Source organism: Altibacter lentus (genome assembly GCF_000746845.1).
GTDB lineage: Bacteria > Bacteroidota > Bacteroidia > Flavobacteriales > Flavobacteriaceae > Altibacter > Altibacter lentus.
In genome coordinates, this window is record NZ_KN050846.1 from 2,251,271 (window position 1) to 2,275,680 (window position 24,410).

Below are 24,410 nucleotides of genomic sequence, written 5' to 3' on the forward strand. Positions count from 1 at the left end.
TTTATTTACGAATGAAGAATTTTACCTTGTTATTAAGTTTATTGACCATTTCTACTACATTAATGGCTCAAGAAGTAGTTACAGACACTACAAAAGTGGAACCATTGGAAGAAGTATTAGTAAGGGCGGTTCGTGTTAAAGCCGATTCGCCCATTACGCATTCTAATATCGAAAAGGAAGAGCTGGAACCAAGAAATCTTGGTCAGGATATTCCTTATATGCTTAATTATTTACCTTCGGTGGTTACTACCAGCGATGCCGGAGCGGGTGTTGGCTATACGTATATTAGAGTGCGGGGTAGTGATGCTTCCCGCATCAATGTCACTCTCAACGGCATTCCTTTTAACGATGCCGAAAGTCAGGGGACCTTTTTTGTAAACCTACCGGATTTTACTTCCTCCGTACAAAGTTTACAGCTGCAACGCGGCGTAGGTACTTCCACGAATGGTTCCGGTGCCTTTGGAGCCAGTTTAAATGTGTTGACCGATGCTGTTTCTGAAACGTCCTTTGGCGAGATCGCGAATTCTTTTGGCTCTTATAACACCCGAAAGCACACGGTAAAGTTCAGTACCGGACTGCTCAATGACCATTTCGAGATCGCAGGACGCCTTTCAACAATTAAATCTGACGGGTATATAGACAGGGCGCGATCTGATCTTAAATCGTACTTCCTTCAGGCTGCTTTTACAGACCATAATACCCTTATAAAAGCCATTACTTTTGGAGGTCGCGAAGAGACCTATCAGGCCTGGTATGGTATCGATGCTGAAACCTTAGAGAATGACCGAACGTATAATCCGGCAGGAATGTACACCGATAGTGATGGCACTGTACGTTTTTACGACAATGAAGTAGACAACTATGCACAGGATCATTTTCAAGTACTCTGGAACCAACGCTTCAACAATCAATGGAGCAGTAATGTGGCAGTCAATTATACCTACGGAAGGGGTTATTTTGAACAATACAAGGAAGATGAAGATTTTGCCTTTTACGATTTTGAGCCTATTTCCATAGGTGTTGATTCTATTAATTCCACAGATCTTATTCGTCGTCGCTGGCTGGACAATGACTTCTATGCCATAAATGCGAATGTCAATTACAAGGACAACACTTGGGATATAAGTACGGGTGCCTTCTTTAGTCTGTATGACGGTGATCATTTTGGGGAGGTGATCTGGGCACGCTATGCCAGTGAAAGTGAGATCCGGGATCGCTATTATTTTGGTGAAGGAGACAAAAATGAATTCACGATTTTTTCGAAAGCGACCTGGCGGTTAAACGATGTTTGGAGTGTATTTGGGGACCTTCAGGGTAGATTCCTGAGCTACACTACTTCGGGCTTGACTTCAGAAAAAGTTCCGCTGGCGGTAGACGAAACCTATTCGTTTTTTAATCCGAAAGCCGGTGTATCCCTGAAACTTTCACAAGAACAACAGCTCTACGCATCCTACGGTCGAGCCCACAGAGAACCCAGACGAAGTGATTTTGAACAAGGGATCTTTACAGCCGAAAAGTTGGACGATATTGAATTGGGATGGCGGTATGTTTCAGAAAAACTAGTGATTAACAGCAACCTGTTCTATATGGACTACAAAGATCAATTGGTGCTTACCGGTGCCTTGGATGATGTAGGGGCACCTATTAGGGCGACCAGCGGAAAAAGTTACCGGCTCGGACTCGAGATGGATGCATCGATCGCACTTTCCGAAGCGCTAAGCCTGCAGCCCAATGTGGCGATAAGCAAAAACCAGAATGTAGATTTTGTGACATCGCTCGATGGTGCACTGGTAAACCTCGGAAATACAGAGATATCGTTTAGTCCGTCACTCATAGCAGCCAACAGATTAGCATATAAGCCTGTGGAGTCGTTGGAGTTAGCCCTGCTTTCAAAATATGTGGGAACACAGTATATGGGAAATACCGAAAGTCCTGTCTCTAAACTGGATGCTTATTTTGTGAACGACCTCAACATAACCTATACACTTAAGCAGTTGCCTTGGGTGCGCGAGGTGCTTTTTTCGGCATTATTAAACAATCTTTTCAATACGGAATATGTATCGAATGGATATTACTTTACCTATGACGATGATTTTTCGGTCCCGGGAACTGTTACCACAGTAGAAGGAGCGGGCTATTATCCGCAAGCAACATTCAATTTCTTGATAGGCGCTACGGTAAAATTCTAATTTGAGATCAAAATATTATTTCCCGAACGCTGCGCCAAATACTGCTGCATGGGATAGAGATTTTCATTGTTTTGATGCTGTCCCGTGACAATATCGTAGCTATTATCATCTTCGCACTGGCAGGTGGCAATGATCCCTTCCAGGGTCATGCGCGAACAAGAATTAGGGGTGTGATTAGGATCGCTTAGGTCGAAGGCAGTATACAGGTCGTTGTTTACATTATAGACCACGATTCCTTTAACTCCCTGTTGATTGATCACAATACTATTTCCGGGAAATCGCAACGGATTGTATTCGGGAAGGTTCAAGTTAAGGTTGAGGTTCACTAAAGGATCGATTAGATAAGGGTTGTCATCGTCAACCCCCTCATCTTTTTTGCAAGAAGTGAAAACGAGTAAAAAACTTGCAAGAAAAAGTAAGGGTCTCATAGCTTAAAAATTGTGGGTACGAAGGTACAATAAAACGGCGAAAATTAAATTTTTAGTATATTTGTGTAACCAATCCCGTCCTGTATGGGATTTTTTTAATTCCCTATCTTGAACGATGCTGAAAAACTTGAAAGCAGAGGGAATATCACTGCAACGTGAGATTGGTGTTATACAAACGATGAAGTTATGAGTAAAGTATCTTATTATACTGCCGAAGGATTAAAAAAACTGCGAGACGAACTGGATCAGCTTCGTGATGTGGAACGTCCCAGGGCGTCTCAGGCCATTGCCGAAGCACGTGACAAAGGAGACCTAAGCGAGAACGCCGAATATGATGCCGCCAAAGAGGCACAAGGAATGCTCGAGATGCGTATTTCTAAACTGGAAGAGACCGTAGCCAACGCTCGGTTGATTGACGAATCTCAATTGGATACTTCCAAGGTGTTGGTGCACTCCAAAGTAAAGATAAAGAACCAGAACAATGGCATGGAGATGCAGTACAAATTGGTAGCCCAAAGTGAGGCAGATCTAAAGAGTGGAAAGATCTCTGTAGATTCTCCCATTGGAAAAGGGCTGCTGGGAAAAAAAGTAGGTGAAATGGCAGAGATCCAGGTTCCGAATGGCGTGATGAAGTTTGAGATCCTGGAAATTTCAAGAGATTAATATGGCAACGATATTCACAAAAATAATCGAAGGCGAAATACCTGCCTACAAGGTGGCAGAGGATGAGAACTTTATTGCCTTTCTCGACATCAACCCCAATGCACAGGGACATACCTTATGTGTTCCGAAGGAGGAAGTAAATAAGATCTTCGATCTTGGGGAGCACATGTACTTACAACTCATGCAATTTTCACGCAAGGTAGCCATAGCGCTCGAAAAGACTGTACCTTGTAAGCGTGTTGGAATGGCTGTTATAGGCTTGGAGGTTCCTCACGTACATGTACATCTTATTCCTATTAACGAAATGAAGGACATGACCTTTGGGCGTAAAGTTTCCATGACTCCTAAAGAATTTGAAGCACTCGCCGAAAAGATAAAGCACAATATTACTTAACGTATAAGCAAGTAGACCACTGCGGCTACGATCACGATCCCTGCCAATAGTAATATATACGTCAGCGATGTGAGATGTGTGCCCGTGGTATGGGGAACCACCAACTTTTGGTGATATTCATGTACCCGTTCTATATCATCATTCCAAGTAACAGGATAAATGGTGCTGTTACAGGTGTGACAATACAATGTCTCTGCAATCGTTTTTTCTGCTTTTTTGTACCATTTCGTTTCAATAACCTCTTGACTGAATGTAAATTCCAGCCCATTGCTGGCATAGCATTCGGGGCAATTGTTTGCGATCCTGGCGGTATGTAGTACGTGGGATGTTTTTTTCATATTAAGAATGCAGACGTAGCGAGATTTCCATGGTGGTCCCAACGCCGGGTGTGCTTTTTAGAACGCGTATTCGTCCGTTATGGTATTCTTCAATAATACGTTTTACCAGGGAAAGACCCAATCCCCATCCTCTTTTTTTCGTTGTAAATCCGGGTTGAAAGATTTTGGAGAAATGTTTTTTAGGAATTCCCTTCCCGGTGTCACTCACACGTAATAACGCATATTTCGACCCACTTTCAATAGTGATATGAATCGTTCCTTTTCCTTTCATGGCGTCGATCGCATTTTTTACAAGATTTTCTATGGTCCAACTAAACAACTGTGAATTCAACTGAACCCATACCGGTTCATCCAAGATTTCCAATTCAAAATGGATCAACTTAGAGCTTCGTCTTTTTAAATAGTCGAAGGAAGTGCGGGTTTCGGTAACCAGATCCTTTCGTTCCAATTTTGGGATAGATCCTATCTTAGAGAATCGCTCTGTAATGGTTCGAAGCCGGTCGATATCCTTCTCGATCTCAACCACGTATTCCGGATTTACTTGCTCCGATTTTAAGATCTCTGTCCAACCCACTAGGGATGATAACGGTGTCCCAATTTGGTGAGCTGTTTCTTTCGCCATTCCGGCCCAGAGTTTATTTTGCTCTGCAGAGCGAGACGTTTGATAGAAGAAATAAACGGCAACGAAAAAGAGAACAATAATAAGGATAAGAACGGCGGGATAGTATTTTAATTTATTGATAAGAGGAGAGTTGCCGTAATATATGGTTTGGAGTAGTTCTCCATTATACGTTACCTCCAGCGGCTTATATTCGGAAGCGAACTGCTCAGTCAATTTTTTTCGGTGTTCGCGAAGCTTGGCCGAATCCATCTCTTTTTCAACAATATTCCTAACATTGTAAGAGTCTTCCTTATGTGTATAAACGATCATAGGAGTGGTCGAATTACTTTGCACCACTTCCAATACGATCTTGTTGATCTCGCCGCTGCCCAGATCACTGGTCTGGAGCTCTTCTTGCGCCGAAGCCCATATCTGCATCTTTCCGCGTTCACTTTCTTTTAGCTGATTAAAGAACGCATAGGTATTCCAAAGGATGAGTGTAATGATAAAGACAGAGACAAGAATAAAAAACCAGCGGGTAAAGGCAGTTGTATTTAGCATAGAGCATACGTACTATTAGGTTTTAAATATAAAGCAAATATGTTAATATTATTGTGTGATCAAATTTTTACAAGCTAGTTACTTTGGGTACATTTGCAGGCAATGATATCTATTAATCCACAAGACATTAGCACTGGAAGCCTGCATGGATACTTGCTGGGAGCGGTGGCACCACGACCTATTTGTTTTGCGAGTACCGTAGACCAAGACGGAAATGTAAACCTCTCACCCTATAGTTTTTTTAACGTCTTTAGTGCGAATCCGCCGGTATTGATCTTCTCGCCGGCACGTCGTGTACGCGATAATTCTACCAAACATACACTGGAAAATGTGCTCGAAACCAATGAAGTGGTGATCAATATCGTGTCCTACGCAATGGTACAGCAAATGTCGTTGTCCTCCACAGAGTATCCAAAAGGGGTGAATGAGTTTGTAAAGGCAGGTTTTTCTGAAATACCTTCGGAAGTGGTCAAAGCTCCGCGAGTTGCCGAAGCACCTGTGCAAATGGAGTGCAAGGTGATAAATGTGGTAGCATTGGGAACAGACGGTGGTGCCGGAAATCTGGTGATCTGTGAAGTAGTGAAGCTGCATATACATGAAGATATTCTTGATGATGACGGAAAGATTGATCCTAGAAAGATCGATACGGTAGCGCGTCTGGGCGGCAACTGGTACAGCAGGGCAAAGGAAGGTCTCTTTGAGGTTCCGAAGCCGCTTTCAACCATGGGAATTGGTGTGGATGCCTTGCCTCAAGCCATTCGAAGCAGTAAGATATTAACCGGAAATGATCTGGGAATGTTAGCAAATATCGAATCCTTGCCGGAAGCAGCGGAACGTTTCGTAAATGCTTCAGAAGAAGCACACAGGAAAGCGCAGACGTTCTTGTGCAACGGAGCTATTTCAGAAGCATGGGAGGTTTTGGTATCGCAGTAGTCAAATTTCAGAATAAAAAAAGCAATATAGTAACTAGTAAATTAAAGTAAAGCATCATGGAAGTACAAGGAAAGATTAAAATGATAGATGATACAAAAACCTATGGCAACAACGGGTTTAGAAAGCGAGAGCTTGTTATCACCACCGAAGAGCAATACCCACAACACATCATGATCGAGTTTGTTCAGGACAAGACCGATCTTTTAAATAATTTTCAAGTTGGACAAAACGTAAAAGTGAGTATTAATCTAAGAGGTAGGGAGTGGACCAACCCTCAAGGTGAGGTAAAATATTTTAACTCCATTCAAGGATGGCGAGTGGAAGCAATGGACGGAGCTTCCGCAAGCAACATGCCGCCAATGCCACCTGTGGATGCCTTTGAGCCGGCCAATGAACTTAACGAAGAAGATCACGACGATCTGCCCTTTTAAACATCACAGCGTTTAGCTTACACATCCCGCCTTTTGGCGGGTTCTTTGTATAATTCCATATAGTCCTAACAGGAATGAAACTAACAAGATCCATAGAAGTGCTTTTTAGCAGGTTTTTACCTTCGCCCTTTTCTATAGCGATCCTGTTAACATTGGTCACTATGGGTTTGGCTTACTTCTTTACTGAAGCTCCTGCTAACGAATCCCATGCGCTTGCTATCTTGTCTTATTGGGAAACCGGTATATGGAATGAGGCGCTGCTGGTTTTCGCATACCAAATGTTGCTCATTTTGGTTTTAGGGCATATTCTTGTGCTTAGTAAACCAATGGGTTTCCTTATTGAAGCACTCACAGATAGGGTGAATAGTACCTCCTCTGCGGTTGTCATGGTAAGTGTGGCAACCATGCTTGTTTCGTTTTTTAACTGGGGGTTGGGACTTATCTTTGGTGCGATCATGGCGCGTAAAGTAGCGGAAGCAGCGCAAACAAGAGGATTTAAAATCAATTACCCTTTGGTGGGCGCTTCCGGTTACGTGGGATTGATGATATGGCATGGAGGGATGAGTGGTTCGGCGCCCTTAAAGGTTGCAGAGAACGGACATCTCGCCAGCCTTATGGACGGTGTGGGAGACGCTGCCTTTATAAGTGTTTTGCCGGATTCCATTTCATTTAGTGAAACTATTTTTAGCGGTTCAAACCTGTTGTTGTTTGGAAGCTTATTATTTATCCTACCCGGGTTTCTTTATTTTCTGGCGAAACGAGTAAGAACACAGGCCACCTATCTACCCATTTATTCTGAATCGAAACTTAGTGCAGATGAAATCGATAGCTCGAACCGTATCGATCGGTCGAAGTATTTTGGTGTAGTTTTTGGCTTTTTGGTACTCGCTGCTTTGTGCTACCAGTATTACCCACAAGTATTAGATTTTGCGATCACCCCGAACCTGCTCAATTTCTTTATGTTTGGCCTCGCACTGGTGTTGCATGGCAGTATTTCGAATTTTCTCAACGCCCTTGAAGAAGCCATTCGAGGGGCTTCCGGTATCTTGATCCAATTCCCGTTGTATTTTGGGATCATGGGGATCATGCGGGAAAGTGGGATGGTGATCGAAATAGCCGATTTCTTTGTGTCTATTGCTTCGAGTACGACCTTACCTATTTTTACCTTTTTTAGTGCCGGATTGGTCAATATCTTTGTGCCTAGCGGAGGAGGACAGTGGGCTGTTCAAGGGCCCATAGTAATAGAATCTGCGTTACGTCTTGGTGTGCCATTGCCAAAAGCGATAATGGCACTGGCCTATGGGGATCAGATCACGAATATGCTGCAGCCGTTCTGGGCGTTACCATTATTAGGCATCACGAAGTTGAAAGCAAAGGACATACTTCCGTTTACATTACTGTTAATGGTTGTGGGTAGTGTGGTATTTCTTTTAGGGTTGTGGTTGCTATAAAAAAGAATAACCCCGCAGTTGCGAGGTTAGTCAGGTGGCTTAGATTCCCTTTTTGATATTTATAACAATGATGAACAAATTTTGGATCAAAAAAGTGTCCCAAGATTGAATTTTTTTTTTGGATTTCAAACCGATATAACATTTTTAACACAATTTCAGCACCGATTGCAATGTATTTTCTAGATGAATCTTTATCCTTTCCCGGCGTGACAGAAGCTACAGAAGATGGCCTGCTTGCCATGGGAGGTGATCTGAGCACAGCGCGTTTACTGCGGGCCTATAGATCGGGTATTTTCCCCTGGTACGAGCACGGAAGCCCTATTTTATGGTGGAGTCCGGATCCAAGGATGGTGTTATTTCCTAACGATCTAAAGGTTTCAAAAAGTCTTCGGAAGGTATTAAAAAGTAAAAAATTCAGCTGCACCCAAAATCTCGCTTTTAACGAGGTGATCAAGCAGTGTTCCACTGTAAAGCGAAGCGGGCAGAACGGCACCTGGATCACTTCAGAAATGACAACAGCCTACACACGATTACACGAACTAGGACATGCTACATCGATGGAAGTTTGGTATGAAGGACAGTTGGCAGGAGGTTTGTATGGTGTTGACCTTCCCGAATTTGGCGTTTTTTGTGGAGAAAGTATGTTCAGTCTGGTTTCTGAAGCTTCAAAAGTAGCTCTCTTTTTCTTAGTGGAAGAATTAAAGGCGAAACACTACAATTTGATTGATTGTCAGGTTTACACTCAACATTTAGAGCGGTTGGGAGCTGTAGAGATCCCAAGAGCAGCCTTTTTAGACTATCTCAACTGTTAAGGTATCAATGTTTTGAGGAATACATTCAGAAAAAAAGTATATTCGTACCGCATAAAATTACAATTATAATGAAACATTTTTACCCCTCATTACTTCTATTTTTCGTATTAGCAATCGCAGCGCCGCAGCTGCAAGCACAGGAGAAAGCGATCCTTCCCAAGGGACTTTCAGAAAATGAAAAAGGGCTTATTTCTCAATTTGAGTTTTCACAGGCAAAAAAAACACCACCACCAACCGGTCCCGTGCGTACCATGGCCGAGTGGGAGGAGGTAGAATACCTGTTGATCACTTGGCAGCCCGGATTCCAGAATATTTTGAGGCAGATCGTGGCCGTAGGGGTCAATGAATGTAAAGTGGTCATCACAACACAAAATCAGGCTTCTGTAGCCTCTTTTCTTACTGCAGGAGGGATCGACCTTACGAATGTGATTTTTATGAATGAAGATTGGGATAGTATCTGGATTCGCGATTATGCGGGAAATACGATCTACTCGAACGATGTGGGTGAACGTTCCTTGACCGACTGGATCTACAACCGTCCGCGTCCCAACGACAACGTAATGCCTCTGGCGCATGCTAATTTGGTAGGCTTGCCCATTTACGTGACCGATTCCGGAACCAATGATCTAGTCAATACCGGAGGAAATTTCATGTCTGATGGTCTAGGAAATGCCTTTGCTTCGGAATTGATCCTCGAAGAGAATGAGGCCGGAAACCCCTACGGTGTTTCTACCAAGACCGAAGCTCAGATCGATGCTATCATGGAAGATTATATGGGTATTCAGCGGTACGTGAAGATGGAAACGCTTCCTTACGACGGGATTCATCATATCGATATGCACATGAAGTTGCTGGATGAAGAGACCTTACTGGTTAGTGAGTATCCTGATGGCGTGGCAGACGGTCCGCAAATCGAGCAGAACATCGAGTATGTATTGAATAATTTTCAATCGGCGTTCGGAACTCCGTACGATGTAAAATGGATTCCTGCACCTCCCAGTACCGGCGGTAATTACCCAGACACCGGTGGCTATTACCGCACCTTTACAAACGCAGTTTTTGTAAACAAATCTATTATTATCCCTACGTATCGTGCCGAGGTAGATGGTCCGGCATTGGCGTATTGGCAGGAACTAATGCCCGGATACAACATCGTAGGGATCGACGTGGATAACTCCGGAGAGAACCTTATTTCGCAGCTAGGAGCCATTCACTGTATTACACATACTATTGGTGTTGAGAACCCACTATGGATCGTACACCAACCCATTGATGAGGCAAATCAAAACAGCACCGTGAGTATAGACGCTATGATAAAACACGCTTCCGGGATTTCGAATGCCAAGGTTTTTTGGCGAGAAGAAGGAAGTTCTTCCTATAGCGAAGTTCCTATGAGTCTGGTAAGCGCAGATAACTGGACAGCGAATCTAAGTGTTGGTAGTTCGGCGATTGAATATTATATTTTTGCAGAAGCAAATTCCGGAAAGACAATGACACGACCAATGGTAGCACCTCAGGGCTATTGGACTATGAATGTTGGAATTTTAGGAGTGTCAGAGTGGGCTTACAATAATATCTCAGCACCATTTCCAAATCCTACCCGGGATGCCGTTTCTTTTAATTTAAACAATATCCCGGGAGCCATTAAAATTACCATTCATAATATACTAGGGCAACGGTTGTATGAGACCACGATCGACCACGGCAACGGAACCATTTCATTGGATCTAAATGCTAATTGGAAAGGAACATTGTTCGTAACCTTTCAAGGAGAATTTGGCACTGTCACCAAAAAAGTGATTAAGCTATAAATTACCCTAAATACAAAAGATGAAGAGCACCGCAATAAAGGGCGGTGCTTTTTGTTTTAGGTAGGGTAAATGGAACAAAAGCACGCTTTTTATCGATTTTATTTGCGAAACTCTAAAATATATAACATATTTACCCTCAATAATTTAAAGCCCCTAAATTATGAACGCTTCAAAACTACTTATTTTTCTGGCTATTATCGCTTTCTCCGGTACGGCCAACGCACAAGCTACAACCGAGCGAAAAACTGATGTCAATACAGATGTTGATGTGACCATTGTTTATGAGCAAGTAGTAAAAGAAGGCTACGGCACCCCGTTTATCTATCTTGAACTAGCCAATGCGTATTACTTTAAGAACGATCACTTTAATGCAAAGAAGTATTTTGAGAAACTCTTTGAAGTAGAAAAACCCACCGATGAAACCTTAAAATTTCGGTACATGCAGACGTTAAAAGCATTAAAGATATCGCTTGCTAGTAACGAATATTTATCTACGGTGGAAAAGGAGGACAATTAAGCGTTAACTTCCGTATAGCGAAAGCAATCCACCAAATGGTCATTCACCATGCCGGTAGCCTGCATGTGAGCATACACAACGGTAGAACCTACAAACTTGAATCCCCTTTTCTTAAGATCGGCACTAATGCGATCACTTAGTACAGTGTTTGCCGGAACCTCTTTTATACTCTTATAACTGTTTTGTATGGGTTTGGCATCTACAAATCCCCATATATAGGTACTGAAACTTCCAAACTCTTTTTGGATCTGCATATAGGCGATGGCATTGGTTACGGATGCTTTTATTTTCAAGCGATTCCGAATGATCCCCTCGTCCTGAAGCAACCTCTCAATATCTTTGTCACCATATCGGGCGATTTTTCTGTAGTCAAAACCATCAAATGCCTTTCTGAAATTCTCGCGTTTCCGAAGGATAGTGATCCAGCTCAAACCTGCCTGGAAGGTCTCTAAAATTAAAAATTCGAACAGCGTAGCATCGTCCAGGACAGGCACACCCCACTCCGTATCATGATACGCAACATACAAGGGGTCATCCCCACACCAAGGACAGCGTTGTTTATTCATTCGAATTTTATAAAAGTGGTAGAAAGATACTATTTATTAAGAAATACTATTATTGCTGTCCCGGGAAATTATACGAAATAGTGCCCAGCTGTTTTTCGATACCCGAAGCCGTTGTGAAACGGGCATCGCGTGCATATTCAAGAGCACTGTCGATCAAGCATTCATTGGTAGTGGTTGAGGCACTTTTATTATAGTTCATTTTGGTCACTCTTCCCAATTCATTTACCTCGATGGAGATCACCACTTTTCCGAAGCCTTCACACGTATAAACGGGATTGGGAAGTAGCAGGGCCGTTCTATCCTTTAGACTGTACGAGATCGTAGTTCTTCTACTTGCGCCACTGCTGCTTCTGGGTTTTTTATTTTTCTCCAGAACACTTTTTTCTTGCGCATCCTTTATTCTTTTTTTGGCTTTTGCTATTTCATTGTCATTGTTGAAGTTGTTGGCAACCCCAATAGCTTCGTTCATGGCTTGTAACTTCTCTTCGGTGGTCTCTTCAGGTGTTTCTCGACTGTTCTCTAGATTGGCAATGAACTTTTCTGCTTCATTATAGGCCTTATTGGTCTCTACTTTTACCCGCTCGGGGGCGGTGGTCGCCAAATCTTCTTCTAATTCTTCCAGTAATAGCTCTTCCAAAGCATATTCGATATCGATCTGCTCTTCCTCCTTTTCGGTATAGCGAGATAATTTAATACTGTACATACCAAGGAAAAGTATACCGAACAGCAAAGAAGTAATTAAAAAAGCCCGATATGAATAATTGAAATTCATGAATGCAAGTACTGAAATTTTATCTGAAAAACCTTACAACTGCCTGAAAATTAAGTCTATTTTAACGGCTAAACCGCTCTTCAAAAGCCGTCAATGACAGCGCATCTTCCACCGAAAAATCACCGATCTTGGTTCGTCTAAGAGCCGATAGATAGGCGCCGTTTTCAAGTGCCTTGCCAAAATCGTGCGCCAAAGACCGAATGTAGGTTCCTTTGCTGCATGCTACGCGAAATTCCACCTGCGGAAGCTCGATTTTTGTGATTTCAAATTCTGAGATATGAACCTTACGCGTAGGGACGGACACTTCCTCGCCGGCTCTTGCAAATTCGTACAGGCGCTTTCCGTCTTTTTTCAATGCTGAAAAGACCGGAGGCTGTTGTTCGATCTCGCCCAGGAACTGTAGGGTGGTTTGTTTTATTTTTTCTGAAGTGATCTCCGAAATGTCATACCTTCGATCGATCTCCGTTTCGAGATCGTAACTGGGAGTGGTAGCACCTAAGGTAATGGTTCCGGTATATTCTTTATGCTGTGCTTGATAGGTGTCTATCTTTTTAGTGAAGCTTCCGGTACAAAGGATCAAGAGTCCCGTGGCTAGGGGATCCAACGTGCCGGCATGACCTACCTTTATCTTCTTTAACCCAAATTCCTTTTTAATAAGCCAACGTACTTTATTGACCACCTGAAAGGAGGTCCATTCCAGCGGCTTGTCTAATAAAAGCACCTGTCCGTTCTTGTAATCTTCCGCGGTCATCATGACACAAAGCTAACTGCAATAGCGGCGATCCCAACAATCACACAGTATACTGCAAAATATTTTAACTTACTGTTTCTCACCAGTGAGATCATCCAGGTACAGGCGATCAATCCACACACAAAAGCGGCTATAAATCCAAGACCCAAGGTGGTGAAGTTGGTGCTTTCGGATGTGAGCTCCCCGCTCAGAAGATCCTTTGCGATCTTTCCGAAGATAAGAGGAACAACCATCAAGAAAGAGAATCGGGCTGCCTTGCTTTTATCATTGCCCAGCAAAACAGAGGTTGAAATGGTAGCACCGCTGCGGGATATTCCCGGTAACATTGCGACCGCCTGCGCAACTCCAATGATAAATGCATTACTGAAACTCACTTTTTTGCCGGTATTCTTTGCGCGATCTGCCAACCAGAGCAGGATGGCGGTAACGATGAGCATGGCGCCAACAAAGGCGATATTACCTCCAAAAAAAGCTTCCAGTTCTTCTTCGAACAACACACCAATGACAACAGCCGGGATCATAGAAAGGACGATCTTTCCTGTAAATTGTGTCTCTTCGTTCCACTTGAATTTAAGCAGACCGCTAACAATGGTTACAACATCTCGTCTAAAGACAACCACTGTGCTCAACGCAGTGGCGAAATGGAGTACCACGGTAAAAAGAAGGCTTTCTTCCGGTAAGGATGTGTCACCCAGAATGGCTTTTCCCAGTTCTAAGTGCCCGCTGGAAGAGACCGGTAAAAACTCGGTAAATCCTTGTACAATGCCAAGAACGATGGCTTCCCATGCATCCATAGCAATTTATTTCTTATGGGGATTCAAAAGGATTGCGTAGACTTCAATGCCAAAACCAATAAGGATGAGCGCAGGTGCTAAACGAATGCGCCGCCAGCTATAGATCTCCGGGTTGAAGACATTGGGATCGTCACTACCGCCGCCTGTCATAAGGATAAAACCCAGAGTGATAAAGGCAACGCCAATCAACATGAACACATAGTTCTTCTTCTCAAAGATGAATTCTGTTTTTCTCGCTTCTTCTTTCCGCTTTTTTTCTCCCATGACGTAAACTAATTTGTGCGTTGAGGTGTAACTGACGAAAATTCTGTATACAGAATATTAGTATTCAGGGCCAGTTGAGCAATATGCTCTGTTTGTATCACACCAACTTTTGGCAGGTGCAAGGTAACACTTTTATGTAATATTTTTTCTTTCAGTCCTTCTGCAGTAAGCCCTCGTTCCAGTCCACGGTTAATGTAATAGTAGTCGGAGCCGGAATCCTTCAATACGATATCAAAGGAAGAGCCTTCAGCGATCTCGGTAACGGTTATGGTCACCACATCGCATCCCTCAGGCTTTGGATCATGAATGATACAACTTTTCAGAAGAAAAGCTATTGCTATTAAAAGGAACAGATTTCTAATAATAGAGTTCATCCGTTCGAAGATTTAAGAAACGTTGCGTTGCAAAGAACGTGCTGATCCAGGTAATAAAAAGGCCCATAAGGAAAACGAACAGAAACAGAACTACCAGCAAGAGCTCATCTTTTAATAATTGTAACTCCGGAAAGTTCTTGTTCAAGTAGTATAATACAACACCCATTCCAATCATAGCTATTACCGCCCCGATCATTCCCAGTTTTACACTTTTCCAAATAAAAGGGCGCCGAATAAAGCGTTTGGTAGCTCCCACCATTTGCATGGTCTTTATAGTAAATCGTTTGGCATAAACCGAAAGGCGTATCGAGCTGTTGATCAACAACACTGCGATAAAAGTGAACAGGCCGCTTATCACTAAGATCCACAGGCTTATCTTCTTTACATTGTCATTGAGCAGTTCAATAAGGGGTTTATCGTATAACACTTCGTCTACAAAATCCTTGGTCATGATCTCGTTGCTGATGTCCTCCAGCTTTTCGGGAGAGACGAAGTCGGCAAGGATATGAACATCGATACTGTTTTGAAGTGGGTTGTACCCAAGAAATTCCATATAATTCTCTCCAATGGTAGCACTGTGTTCCTCTGCAGCTTGTTCCTTCGATACGAATTCTGCCGATTTTGTATATTCGGCCATCGCCAGACTCTGCTTTAACTGGGTGATCTCCACTTCTTTTGCAGTATCTTTCAAATAGACCGTAAGGGCGATCTTCTCTTTAAAATGATCGCCTACTTTTTTAGTATTAAGAACCAAAAGACCCAACAACCCGAGTAAGAACAATACAAGCGATATACTTATCACTACGGAAAAGTAGGAAGAGATGAGTCTGCGTTTTTGATACTTTTCAAAAGTAGAAGCCATAGTGTTGCGGGAATTTGATGTAAAAATACAATGATTTTTGCATCTGCAAGTATGTAACGTTTAAACTTTTGTCTTTCGTACAATAGGCTTAAATTTGCACCTGCCTTACGCCAACCGGAGGCATACATATAGAACGACGCATGAGCAATTATCACTTCAACGCTATCGAAGCCAAATGGCAAAAATACTGGGCAGAACATAAGACATTTCACGCCGAGAATAACAGCGAAAAACCCAAATATTACGTGCTGGACATGTTTCCATACCCCTCAGGGGCAGGGCTTCACGTCGGACATCCGTTGGGGTATATTGCCAGTGACATCTATGCGCGATATAAGCGTCATCAAGGCTTTAATGTATTACATCCGCAGGGGTATGACTCCTTTGGACTTCCTGCAGAGCAGTATGCCATTCAAACCGATCAGCATCCTAGAAAGACCACAGAGGAGAACATAGCCCGATACAGAGAGCAGTTGGACAAGATAGGATTCTCCTTCGACTGGAGCAGAGAAGTGCGCACGTCCGATCCCGATTATTACAAATGGACCCAATGGATCTTTATGCAGTTGTTTGAGAGCTGGTATGACAAGGCTTCAGACAAGGCGCGCCCCATTGAAGAACTGAGGGCTATTTTTTCTGAAAAAGGAAGCGGAGAGGTTCAAGCTGCTTGCGATACCGGTGTTCGAAGCTTTACAGCCGAAGAATGGAAAAGCTTTTCCGAAGCAACACAACAAAAAGAACTACTTAAATACCGCCTTACCTATCTTGCCGAAACCGAAGTGAACTGGTGTCCAGAACTGGGAACCGTATTGGCCAACGACGAGATCGTGAACGGCGTGTCCGAACGCGGAGGCTATCCTGTGGTTAGAAAGCGTATGAAACAATGGAGCATGCGTATTACAGCCTATGCACAACGATTGTTGGATGGCTTGGAATCGATCGACTGGCCGCAACCCCTAAAGGACTCACAAACCAATTGGATTGGACGTTCAAAAGGAGCAACCGTAACCTTTAGAGTAAAGGATCACAACGAAAGTATCGAAGTTTTTACCACACGACCGGATACAATTTATGGCGTTAGTTTTATGACCTTGGCGCCGGAACATGAGTTGGTTCCTAAGATCACTACCGAGGATCAAAAACAAGCGGTTCAAGATTATATAGAAGCTACGTCAAAGCGAAGTGAACGGGAGCGTATGGCAGACGTAAAAACCATTACCGGAGTGTTCACGGGGGCTTATGCGGAGCATCCTTTTAGTGGAGAGGCCATTCCTGTATGGATAGGGGATTATGTCTTGGCAGGCTACGGAACGGGTGCCGTTATGAGTGTTCCTTGTGGTGATCAACGTGATTACGACTTTGCCAAGCACTTTGCTATTCCTATCCCGAATATTTTCAAGGATGTGGATATTTCTGAAGAAGCCTATTCTGATAAAGAGCATACCATTATTACCAACAGCGATTTCCTTGATGGTTTGTCCTATGCTGAAGCGACACAGCGCGTGATCGAAGCACTTGAGAAAAAGGGTGCAGGAGAAGGTAAGATCAATTATAGGTTGCGAGATGCCGTGTTCTCCAGACAGCGCTACTGGGGTGAGCCCTTTCCTGTGTATTATAAGGATGGGTTACCCCAATTAATTGAGGAAAAGCACTTGCCGCTCACCCTTCCGGAAGTAGAAAAATACCTCCCCACCGAAGATGGAGAACCCCCTTTGGGACGTGCAGAGGTTTGGGCGTGGGATGAAAATGCGGGTGCCGTGGTGTCTAACGACCGGATCGACCATAAAACAGTATTTCCACTGGAATTGAATACCATGCCCGGCTGGGCGGGAAGTAGCTGTTATATGTTCCGTTATATGGATCCCGAAAATAATCATGTCTTGGTTTCTCAACAAGCAATGGAATACTGGGAGAACGTCGATCTGTATGTAGGGGGAAGCGAGCATGCCACAGGGCATTTGCTCTACAGCAGGTTCTGGGTAAAGTTCTTGTACGATCGCGGGGTATTACCGGTAGCAGAGCCTTTTAAGAAATTGATCAATCAGGGAATGATCCTTGGGGAAAGCGCTTTTGTGTATCGCATAGAAGGAAAAAATACGTTTATCTCTAAAGGAAAGTATAGTGGCGAAGAAATTCAGCCAATACATGCCGATGTCTCCTTTGTGAATCTTCAAAATGAGTTAGATATCGAATCGTTTAAAGCCTGGCGACCTGAGTTTGCCGATGCTATATTTATTACTGAAGAAGACGGATCTTTTAAAGTGGCTCGCGAGGTCGAAAAAATGTCCAAATCCAAGTACAATGTCGTGAATCCCGATGATATTTGCAGTCAGTATGGAGCAGACACCTTGCGTATGTACGAGATGTTCTTAGGACCATTGGAACAAGCCAAACCATGGAATACTGCCGGGATCACCGGTGTTCATGGTTTTTTAAAGAAATTATGGAAATTATACCACAGTAGTTCCAACGATACTTTTTTTGTAAGCGAAGAACAAGCTACCAAAGAAAACTTGAAGACTCTCCACAAGACCATTAAAAAGGTGCGGGAAGATATTGAGAATTTCAGTTTTAACACCTCAGTATCGACATTTATGATCGCTGTGAACGAGCTCACGGCACAAAAATGCACTTCCCGGGAGATCCTGGAGCCACTTTTAATACTAATCTCACCCTATGCGCCGCATATTGCCGAGGAGCTATGGGAGAAATTAGGGCACAGTAAGAGCATTTCAACAGCTTCTTTTCCAAAATTCGAGCCTTCTCATTTGGTAGAAAGTACCAAAGAGTACCCTATTTCATTTAACGGAAAGATGCGTTTTACGCTGGAATTACCTTTGGATTTATCAAAGGATGCCATCGAGGCTGCCGTCATGTCACATGAAAGGACCGCCCATTATCTGGAGGGTCGCAGCCCAAAGAAGGTGATTATCGTACCCGGAAAGATTGTAAATATTGTTGGCTAAATTTTAGCACACTTTTTGCTATTCCCTTTGTACATTTAAAACAAAAAAATACAATGATTGGATATTATATATTAGCTGGGATCATCTTTTTGGTGAGTATGTATGTAAGCAACAAACTGAAGAGTAAATTTAAAAAATACTCGCAAGTCCATTTGCGCAACGGCATGAGCGGTAAGGAGATCGCAGAGAAGATGTTGAGCGACAATGGCATACAAGATGTACAAGTGATTTCGGTTGCAGGACAACTTACAGACCATTATAATCCCGCGAAAAAAACCGTGAACCTCAGTGAACCGGTATACATGCAGCGAAATGCAGCTGCAGCCGCCGTGGCAGCACACGAATGCGGGCATGCTGTTCAGCATGCTACTGCTTATAGTTGGTTGAAAATGCGATCGGCGATCGTACCGGCGGTAAGTATCTCAAGCAAGCTTTCAAATTTTGTGATCATGGCAGGCTTAGTGCTTTCGGTTACAGGCTCGCTTATTGGAAACACCATTTTTTTGATAGGGATACTTCTTTTTGCATTGACCACTGTGTTTGCATTCATTACACTCCCGGTGGAATTTGATGCAAGTAAACGTGCGCTTGCGTGGCTGGAAAGTGCCAATATGGTGACGCCACAAGAGCATGCCGGAGCGAAAGATGCCTTAAAATGGGCGGCACGCACCTATGTGGTTTCTGCATTGGGATCTTTGGCTACTTTACTGTACTTCATTAGTATTTTCTTAGGCAGACGATAAGGACGAAGGTTCGAGTGTTTTTCACAAAGTGAAAAACGCACAACGCGCAAAGGACATCCTTTGCGCGTTGTGTTTTCGCCTGTGGCGAATGCTCGAAGCGGTTAGTTCTTAACCTGCAACATTATTCGGATTGTAACCTAAATATGGCACATCACTTTCAGTAAAACTAATGCCAAAATCTTCCAGCTCTTTCAGTATAGGTTCGTAGACTTCTTTAGCGATGGGTAGTTGTACTCCGGGCGTTGTGATCTCCTCGTTCAATATTTTTAACGCGGCGATAGCAACCGGCAATCCAACGGTCTTTGCCATGGCAGTATAACTTTGGTCGTCCCCCTTTATCACCATATTACTGTCAATTTGATATTTGGCCCCGTTCAATTCGTACCCAAATTTGTGGTACATCACGATCATATCTTTATCATCTGCTTTCAAGGTCCATTTATCTTCTAATATCCTTTGAAGGGCCTGCGCCGGAGTTGCATCTTTAATGCCTATCTTTTTTTCTGAATTGAAGATATCCAACTCTTCCAGTTTTCCCCACATAAGATCATCTTGATCGATCTTCAAATTATGACGTAATTTCAGTTCTACCGAATCGGTTGGGGAATAAGGCAGGAACAGGTTCACAAAATTCCGATAGGAAAGTGCTTCCGAATTGGGGATGGTATAATCGTCATCCGTCATTCCCAGTTGAACGAACATATTCCAGGCCTTACTAAACCCTACATGTCGAATGGTTCCTCGATAGAGGGTGAGCACATCTTCCAGTCCGTATACCTTCCGGTATTTCAAAGAATTTCTGTTGGCATACGCCTCGAAACGACCATGTCCCTCTACATCTAAAAACTCTGTTCTTCGAAACAAACGGTGATAGGGGATATACTTATACGTCCCTTCTTGAATAAATTCTGCAGCGCCGCCTTGTCCTGCAAGTACGACATTTCGAGGGTTCCAGGTGAACTTGTAATGCCAAAGGTTGTCATCGCTTTCGGGAGCGATCAATCCGCCTGTAAAGGATTCGAATAACAGCATCTTTCCTCCTTTGGCCCGAATGCGATCGATCACCTGCATGGCACTCATGTGATCAATTCCCGGGTCTAGTCCAATCTCGTTCATGAACACCAGCCCCTTTGCTTTCGCTCGGGTATCCAACGACTGCATCTGGTCGCTTACATAGGAAGCAGTCACCAGATGTTTTCCAAATTCAATACAATCTTTTGCTACTTCAATATGATAACGCGCGGGTAACATGGAGATCACTAGGTCGCTGTTCTCTACCGCACGCCTGCGCTGAGATTCATTAAATACATCCAGCAAGATCCCCCGGGCATTGGGATGACCATCTGTGAATTTTTGAGCGTTCTGTATAGAAATATCACCAATAGTGATAAAGAGTTCTTCGGCTTCAGATCGATCTAATAAATATTGAATTAAACTTGTTGCCGAACGGCCGGCTCCAATTATCAAAATGTTTCTCATCCGTAGGTTTTTCGTTAACTTTGTAGTAGATATGTTACGAAGCGAAAGTACTAATTGTATGTTTAATTAATGCGGGATTTCGATAAAAAAATTGTGGTTACAGCTACCCTTTTGGGGGCTGTTACAATCGCTATCGGCGCCTTTGGTGCCCACGGACTAAAAAATTTTGTACCAACGGATGCAGTGGTAACTTTTGAGACCGGGGTACGCTACCAAATGTACCATACCATCGCGTTATTAATCCTTGGCTTTGCCACTCAAGTGCCGGCAGCCACTCGAAAATGGGTATTTCGACTCTTCATCCTGGGAATCGTATTGTTCTCGGGTTCTATCTATGTCTTGGCCTTGAAAGCAGTACTGCCATTTTCTGTTTCTTTTCTGGGGCCGGTAACGCCATTGGGAGGTCTGTTGTTAATTTCAGGATGGATTCGATGGTGCTATGGTTTATTAACAATCAAGTCGGGATAATTATGTTTTTTTAAAGGATGAATCTGTAGTAGTTTTATTATTTTTGTATCACAACAATTAAAATAAGTTATGGTCGGTAAAAACCAAACTACGAAAATGATTTCCGTAGATCAATACGGGATCAAAAATGCAAAAGTTAAGTATCAATTATCTTCACAAGAACTTCATAACGAAACCATTCAAAAAGGACAGGGAGTAGAATCCAGCAGCGGAGCCCTCGCAGTAAATACTGGAGAGTTCACCGGGCGTTCTCCAAAGGACCGTTTTATAGTGAAAGACGATGTCACACGGGACAAAGTATGGTGGGGAAATATCAACATTCCCTTTCCTACGAACATGTTCGACGCTTTATACGATAAAGTGGTCGATTATCTTTCTGAAAAGGAAATCTACGTACGAGACAGTTATGCTTGTGCCGATGATGCATACCGTTTAAACATTCGAGTGATTACAGAATACCCTTGGTCGAATATGTTTGCGCACAACATGTTTCTGCGACCAACGGAAGCTGAATTGGAATCCTTCGACCCCGAGTGGCTTATTGTAAATGCTCCCGGATTTAAAGCCGATCCCGAAGTGGATGGAACAAGACAGCACAACTTCGCCATCCTTAATTTCACAAAGAAGATCGCCCTTATTGGAGGTACGGGCTATACCGGTGAGATCAAGAAAGGAATATTTTCTGCACTTAATTTTATACTTCCTGTGGACAAGAACACAATGCCAATGCACTGCTCTGCAAATGTGGGTGACGATGGTGAAACAGCTATCTTCTTTGGTTTGTCCGGAACAGGAAAAACAACGCTTTCTGCAGATCCGAATCGCAAATTGATTGGTGATGATGAACACGGTTGGACCGCAGAGAATACAATTTTCAATTTTGAAGGCGGATGCTATGCCAAAGTGATCAATCTCTCCGAAGAAAATGAACCGGATATCTATCACGCGATTAAACCGGGTGCGATTCTTGAAAATGTCATCCTCAATGAAAAAGGGGATGTGGATTTTGCCAATACGTCCATCACACAGAACACACGGGTGAGCTATCCTATTTATCACATCGATAATATACAGGAGCCGTCTATTGGTGAAAATCCTAAGAACATATTCTTTTTAACAGCCGATGCCTTTGGGGTATTGCCTCCTATTTCCAAGCTAACACCGGGACAGGCGGCCTATCACTTTATAAGCGGTTATACGGCTAAGGTAGCAGGTACCGAAGAAGGGATCAATGAGCCAACACCAAATTTTTCAGCGTGTTTCGGAGCTCCGTTCATGCCGTTGCACCCTACGAAATACGGGGAAATGCTAAGCAAGAAAATGAAGAATGCCGGCGTAAATGTTTGGTTGATCAATACCGGCTGGACCGGGGGCCCTTATGGTGTGGGAAGTAGAATGAAATTAAAATATACCCGTGCGATGATCACGGCAGCGCTTAATGGTGATCTGAAGGATGTGCCGTACGAGCAGCATCCAATTTTTGGACTTCAAGTGCCGCAATCCTGCCCTAACGTTCCCAATGAAGTGCTAAATCCGAAGGAGACCTGGAAAAACAAGAAAGCCTATGATATCCAGGCACAGGAACTGGCCTCTTCCTTTAAAGAGAATTTCAAAAAGTTCGAAGAATTTGCGAATGACGAAATACTTTCGGGAGCTCCTATAAATTAACTGGTCTATAATTTGAATAAAAAAAGGCTCCGGATAGAAATCCGGAGCCTTTTTTTATTCAGTACGTAAATGGTTATTTCTTATTTGCTTCCTTAATATATTTCTCCAATGCCATGGTCATAGATGGTGTTTCCGGGGTCGGTGCTTGGATGTCTACTCGCAAACCACTTTCAGTAGCTGCTTTCACAGTTGTATTTCCAAAGACCGCAATACGTGTTTCATTTTGTTTGAAATCGGGGAAGTTGTGTAATAACGATTCAATTCCGCTGGGACTAAAAAACACCAGAATATCGTAATAGACATCGCGAAGATCGGAAAGGTCACTAACTACAGTTTTGTAAAAGGTTGCCTGCTTCCAGTCTACACCAAGTTCGTTGAGAACCATGGGAACTTCCGGCTTTAACTTGTCGGATGAAGGCAGTAAGAATTTCTCGTTCTTGTATTTCTTGATCAAGGGAGAAAGCTCGGTGAACGTACGTTTCCCAACATAAATTTTACGCTTTCTGTAGACTACATACTTTTGCAAATAGTAAGCCACGGCTTCACTCTGACAAAAATATTTCATCGTGTCCGGCACCTTGAACCGTAATTCTTCAGCGATTCTGAAAAAATGATCTACTGCATTCCTGCTTGTAAGTACTACTGCAGAATATTTTGTGAGATCAACTTTTTGGGAGCGAACATCTTTACCTGAAACTCCTTCAACATGTATAAAAGGCCTGAAATCTATTTTAACCTTCTGTTTTTCAATCAAATCGAAATAGGGAGAGTTTTCAACCTTAGGCTCGGGCTGAGAAACTAAAATAGTTTTCACTTTCATAGACAACTGGATTTTTGGTTTTTCCGATCATACCAACGTTTTATAGAGGATGATATACGGTGAAATTTCAAGTGCGCAAAGATACAAAATAAAATAAAGGAAATTACGCATTATCGTGTTTCCGTTTGTTTTGTAGCTGTAAAACAGGGCAATACTGTTTAAGGCCAAAACGACCAAAACGAAGATGAGCAACACTGTTGACGAGGGGAGGTAGACAAAATAGAAGACAAGATTTGCCATAAAAAAAAGTATGGCGATAAGGTTTCTATAACTTAATTTTTGATATAAATAGCTATTTACCAAGGCATCGATTGAAAAAATATTCCCAATAATCTTCTCGATGGCGAACTTAATGCCCACAAAAACAACATAACCGGTACAAATTTGAAGGAACAGCCAGGGATTCTCTTGTAGTACCTTAGGGCTGTTGATGCGAATTAGAAGAAATATAAAAAGAGATACTGAAACCACTTGAGTTACAAGCAATAGTAAGTTAAATGGGTGGTTGATCTCGTCGTTTCTGCCTTGCACCATAAAATACTTGTTGGTAATAGGCAGCATTATAAATTCCTCAAAACGTTTGGGATATAGATATTTGGCCAGGGCGTAAAGCACGAGACAGATCACCATTAATACGATGATCCAATCTTGTGAAACGAAATTCCGCTCGATGTAATCCATACCCAATTTTCAAGTAAAGGTACAGCAAATTTAATTTCGCCGAAACGGCGCAATTAGATTTTCCTTCACATAA

Annotated in this window: 26 protein-coding genes; 13 read left to right on the forward strand and 13 right to left on the reverse strand. The window is 42.9% G+C overall.

Annotated features, from left to right (window positions below; translation table 11 throughout):
* Positions 1–11: 11 nt before the first annotated feature.
* Positions 12–2,189: a TonB-dependent receptor gene (locus JS40_RS10390; protein ID WP_034260324.1), complete on the forward strand. Its 2,178-nt coding sequence runs from the start codon at positions 12–14 to the stop codon at positions 2,187–2,189.
* On the opposite strand, the gene JS40_RS10395 is transcribed toward JS40_RS10390, so the two are convergent.
* Positions 2,186–2,617, reverse strand: coding sequence for a hypothetical protein (locus JS40_RS10395; RefSeq protein ID WP_034260326.1), 432 nt, complete (start codon positions 2,615–2,617; stop codon positions 2,186–2,188). The two genes, JS40_RS10390 and JS40_RS10395, sit on opposite strands and share 4 nt — an antisense overlap.
* Positions 2,618–2,803: 186 nt before the next feature.
* On the opposite strand from JS40_RS10395, the gene greA reads away from it, so the two are divergent.
* Both greA and JS40_RS10405 read left to right on the forward strand, forming a co-directional pair.
* Positions 2,804–3,280, forward strand: coding sequence for a transcription elongation factor GreA (gene greA, locus JS40_RS10400; RefSeq protein WP_034260328.1), 477 nt, complete (start codon positions 2,804–2,806; stop codon positions 3,278–3,280).
* Between the two features lies 1 nt (position 3,281).
* Positions 3,282–3,674: an HIT family protein gene (locus JS40_RS10405; protein ID WP_034260330.1), complete on the forward strand. Its 393-nt coding sequence runs from the start codon at positions 3,282–3,284 to the stop codon at positions 3,672–3,674.
* Here the strand turns inward: JS40_RS10405 and JS40_RS10410 are convergent.
* Positions 3,671–4,012, reverse strand: a complete 342-nt coding sequence (locus JS40_RS10410; protein WP_034260332.1) for a hypothetical protein — start codon at positions 4,010–4,012, stop codon at positions 3,671–3,673. The two genes, JS40_RS10405 and JS40_RS10410, sit on opposite strands and share 4 nt — an antisense overlap.
* 1 nt (position 4,013) lies before the next feature.
* Positions 4,014–5,174, reverse strand: a complete 1,161-nt coding sequence (locus JS40_RS10415; protein WP_034260335.1) for a sensor histidine kinase — start codon at positions 5,172–5,174, stop codon at positions 4,014–4,016.
* 102 nt (positions 5,175–5,276) lie between these two features.
* Here JS40_RS10415 and JS40_RS10420 point away from each other — a divergent pair, with 102 nt between their 5' ends.
* The 6 genes from JS40_RS10420 (at position 5,277) to JS40_RS10445 (ending at position 11,129) form a co-directional block, all read left to right on the forward strand.
* Positions 5,277–6,107 carry a flavin reductase family protein gene (locus tag JS40_RS10420; protein ID WP_034260337.1) on the forward strand — a complete coding sequence of 277 codons (831 nt, stop codon included), beginning with the start codon at positions 5,277–5,279 and terminating at the stop codon, positions 6,105–6,107.
* 56 nt (positions 6,108–6,163) lie between these two features.
* Complete coding sequence (locus JS40_RS10425; RefSeq protein WP_034260339.1) at positions 6,164–6,538, forward strand: DUF3127 domain-containing protein; 375 nt, start codon at positions 6,164–6,166, stop codon at positions 6,536–6,538.
* Between the two features lie 74 nt (positions 6,539–6,612).
* Positions 6,613–7,989 (forward strand): short-chain fatty acid transporter, encoded by a 1,377-nt coding sequence (locus JS40_RS10430; protein WP_034260341.1) that lies wholly within the window; start codon positions 6,613–6,615, stop codon positions 7,987–7,989.
* 170 nt (positions 7,990–8,159) lie between these two features.
* The gene (gene aat, locus JS40_RS10435) at positions 8,160–8,801 is read left to right on the forward strand and encodes a leucyl/phenylalanyl-tRNA--protein transferase (protein ID WP_034260343.1); all 642 of its coding nucleotides are present in this window, start codon (positions 8,160–8,162) and stop codon (positions 8,799–8,801) included.
* Positions 8,802–8,869: 68 nt separating this feature from the next.
* A complete protein-coding gene (locus tag JS40_RS10440) occupies positions 8,870–10,612 on the forward strand; it encodes an agmatine deiminase family protein (RefSeq protein ID WP_034260345.1) in 1,743 nt (580 codons plus the stop codon).
* A gap of 160 nt (positions 10,613–10,772) precedes the next feature.
* Positions 10,773–11,129 (forward strand): hypothetical protein, encoded by a 357-nt coding sequence (locus JS40_RS10445; protein ID WP_034260347.1) that lies wholly within the window; start codon positions 10,773–10,775, stop codon positions 11,127–11,129.
* On the opposite strand, the gene JS40_RS10450 is transcribed toward JS40_RS10445, so the two are convergent.
* From JS40_RS10450 to JS40_RS10480, 7 genes are all read right to left on the reverse strand, one after another.
* Positions 11,126–11,695, reverse strand: coding sequence for a DNA-3-methyladenine glycosylase I (locus JS40_RS10450; RefSeq protein ID WP_034260349.1), 570 nt, complete (start codon positions 11,693–11,695; stop codon positions 11,126–11,128). The two genes, JS40_RS10445 and JS40_RS10450, sit on opposite strands and share 4 nt — an antisense overlap.
* Before the next feature lie 49 nt (positions 11,696–11,744).
* On the reverse strand, positions 11,745–12,398 hold the full coding sequence (locus JS40_RS10455) for a hypothetical protein (protein ID WP_051957558.1): 654 nt from the start codon (positions 12,396–12,398) through the stop codon (positions 11,745–11,747).
* Between the two features lie 130 nt (positions 12,399–12,528).
* Positions 12,529–13,218, reverse strand: a complete 690-nt coding sequence (gene truB, locus JS40_RS10460; RefSeq protein WP_201770368.1) for a tRNA pseudouridine(55) synthase TruB — start codon at positions 13,216–13,218, stop codon at positions 12,529–12,531.
* Positions 13,218–14,012, reverse strand: coding sequence for an undecaprenyl-diphosphate phosphatase (locus JS40_RS10465; protein WP_034260355.1), 795 nt, complete (start codon positions 14,010–14,012; stop codon positions 13,218–13,220). The genes truB and JS40_RS10465 overlap by 1 nt, the downstream gene beginning before the upstream one ends.
* A gap of 6 nt (positions 14,013–14,018) precedes the next feature.
* Complete coding sequence (locus tag JS40_RS10470; protein WP_034260356.1) at positions 14,019–14,276, reverse strand: DUF3098 domain-containing protein; 258 nt, start codon at positions 14,274–14,276, stop codon at positions 14,019–14,021.
* 8 nt (positions 14,277–14,284) lie between these two features.
* Complete coding sequence (locus tag JS40_RS10475; protein WP_034260358.1) at positions 14,285–14,650, reverse strand: hypothetical protein; 366 nt, start codon at positions 14,648–14,650, stop codon at positions 14,285–14,287.
* Entirely contained in the window at positions 14,634–15,512 is an 879-nt protein-coding gene (locus tag JS40_RS10480; RefSeq protein ID WP_034260360.1) for a cell division protein FtsX, read from the reverse strand. Before JS40_RS10480 ends, JS40_RS10475 begins: the two co-directional genes overlap by 17 nt.
* A gap of 140 nt (positions 15,513–15,652) precedes the next feature.
* On the opposite strand from JS40_RS10480, the gene leuS reads away from it, so the two are divergent.
* Both leuS and JS40_RS10490 read left to right on the forward strand, forming a co-directional pair.
* The gene (leuS, locus tag JS40_RS10485) at positions 15,653–18,478 is read left to right on the forward strand and encodes a leucine--tRNA ligase (RefSeq protein WP_034260362.1); all 2,826 of its coding nucleotides are present in this window, start codon (positions 15,653–15,655) and stop codon (positions 18,476–18,478) included.
* Between the two features lie 53 nt (positions 18,479–18,531).
* Positions 18,532–19,221: a zinc metallopeptidase gene (locus tag JS40_RS10490; RefSeq protein ID WP_034260364.1), complete on the forward strand. Its 690-nt coding sequence runs from the start codon at positions 18,532–18,534 to the stop codon at positions 19,219–19,221.
* A gap of 108 nt (positions 19,222–19,329) precedes the next feature.
* Here the strand turns inward: JS40_RS10490 and JS40_RS10495 are convergent, their stop codons facing one another.
* Positions 19,330–20,700, reverse strand: a complete 1,371-nt coding sequence (locus JS40_RS10495; protein WP_034260366.1) for a saccharopine dehydrogenase family protein — start codon at positions 20,698–20,700, stop codon at positions 19,330–19,332.
* A gap of 69 nt (positions 20,701–20,769) precedes the next feature.
* On the opposite strand from JS40_RS10495, the gene JS40_RS10500 reads away from it, so the two are divergent.
* Positions 20,770–21,168, forward strand: coding sequence for a DUF423 domain-containing protein (locus tag JS40_RS10500; protein ID WP_034260368.1), 399 nt, complete (start codon positions 20,770–20,772; stop codon positions 21,166–21,168).
* Between the two features lie 69 nt (positions 21,169–21,237).
* The gene (gene pckA / locus JS40_RS10505; protein ID WP_034260370.1) at positions 21,238–22,836 is read left to right on the forward strand and encodes a phosphoenolpyruvate carboxykinase (ATP); all 1,599 of its coding nucleotides are present in this window, start codon (positions 21,238–21,240) and stop codon (positions 22,834–22,836) included.
* Positions 22,837–22,909: 73 nt separating this feature from the next.
* On the opposite strand, the gene JS40_RS10510 is transcribed toward pckA, so the two are convergent.
* Together JS40_RS10510 and JS40_RS10515 are read right to left on the reverse strand one after the other, a co-directional pair.
* Entirely contained in the window at positions 22,910–23,656 is a 747-nt protein-coding gene (locus JS40_RS10510; protein ID WP_034260372.1) for a uroporphyrinogen-III synthase, read from the reverse strand.
* A 27-nt stretch (positions 23,657–23,683) separates the two neighbouring features.
* Positions 23,684–24,337: a DUF4271 domain-containing protein gene (locus tag JS40_RS10515; protein WP_034260374.1), complete on the reverse strand. Its 654-nt coding sequence runs from the start codon at positions 24,335–24,337 to the stop codon at positions 23,684–23,686.
* Positions 24,338–24,410: the final 73 nt, after the last annotated feature.